Origin of the sequence: Rhodococcus sp. PAE-6 (assembly GCF_025290685.1) — a bacterium.
Classification (GTDB): domain Bacteria; phylum Actinomycetota; class Actinomycetes; order Mycobacteriales; family Mycobacteriaceae; genus Rhodococcus; species Rhodococcus pyridinivorans.
In genome coordinates, this window is record NZ_JAOCLZ010000067.1 from 1 (window position 1) to 1439 (window position 1439).

Here is a 1439-nt window from a genome sequence, read left to right on the forward strand (position 1 = left end):
GGTCAAGCCCCAGAAGGTGGTGTAGGACGGTGATCCCTTCTCCTGTCCTGACTATGCAGCAGGAATCGCGGCAGCAGGTTCCGTAACCACCTCCCCGACACTCTCCGGCGCGGTGCCCACAGCACGACAACGAGCCAGCACCTCGAGCCCGAGATACCGCCGGCCCTCCGTCCATTCATCGGTCTGCTCGGCCAGAACAGCACCGACCAACCTGACGACCGCGTCACGGTTGGGGAAGATCCCCACCGCATCGGTCCGACGTCGGATCTCTCGATTGAGACGCTCGGCCGGATTATTCGACCACACCTGAGTCCACACATCCTTCGGAAATGCGCTGAACGACAACAGATCCTGGCGGGCATTGCCCAGGTGCTCGGCGACCGCCGGGAGCCGGTCCTCGGTGTACTCGACAAGACGATCGAACTGGGCATCGACCGCATCGGCGGTCGGCTGGTCGTAGACCGAATGCAACATCGCCTTGACCGCCGGCCACATGCTCTTCGGACACACACCCATCAGGTTCGCCGCGTAATGGGTCCGGCATCGCTGCCACGCAGCACCGGGCAGGTTCGCCGCGATCGCATCGACCAGACCACGGTGTGCATCGGAGGTGACCAACCGGACCCCGCTCAGACCGCGGGCGACCAGGTCGGCGAAGAAGGTGTTCCATGCCGGCCCGGTCTCGCTGGTGGCCACGTGCAGGCCCAGCACTTCGCGGTGCCCGTCGGCGTTGACTCCGGTGGCGACCATCGCGACTGCGTTCACGACCTGCTTGTTCTCGCGGACTTTCATCGTCAATGCGTCGGCGGCGACGAACGTGAACGGGCCCGCGTGATCGAGTCGGCGTTGCCGGAACGCGGCGACCTGTTCGTCGAGGTCTTCGGCCATGCGTGAGACCTGGGACTTCGACAGTGCGTTGATGCCGAGGGTTTTGACCAGCTTGTCCATCCGGCGGGTGGAGACCCCGGCCAGGTAGCAGTCGGCGACCACGGTGATCAATGCCGCTTCGGCGCGTTTACGGCGTTCGAGGAGCCATTCGGGAAAATACGTCCCGGACCGGAGTTTGGGGACGGCGACGTCGATGGTGCCGACGCGGGTGTCGAGCGGGCGGCGTCGGTATCCGTTGCGCTGGTTGACTCGTTCGGTGGACTGTCGGCCCCATTCGGCGCCGCAGACCGCGTCGGCTTCGGCGGACAGCAGGGCGTTGATCATGGTTTGTAGCAGTTCGCGCATCAGGTCGGGAGACGCGTCGGTCAGGGCTTGGTGCAATACACCCGCAGGGTCGACAATGTGGGGTGCGGTCATCGTGATGACTCCGTTCGAGGATTCTGTGGAAGGTTGACTCGAAGGATCACGCGGTGACCGTTTCACGTCCAGCAGCGACACGCTGTCGGTTGTGGTGCTGGTCACCGGGTTACACCACTCTATGGGGCACTACT

General features: G+C 64.2%; 1 protein-coding gene. It reads right to left on the reverse strand.

Annotation, left to right across the window (positions count from 1 at the left end; translation table 11 throughout):
• Positions 1-51: 51 nt before the first annotated feature.
• Positions 52-1305, reverse strand: a complete 1254-nt coding sequence (locus NVV99_RS26215) for an IS256 family transposase (RefSeq protein ID WP_012477009.1) — start codon at positions 1303-1305, stop codon at positions 52-54.
• Positions 1306-1439 lie beyond the last annotated feature (134 nt).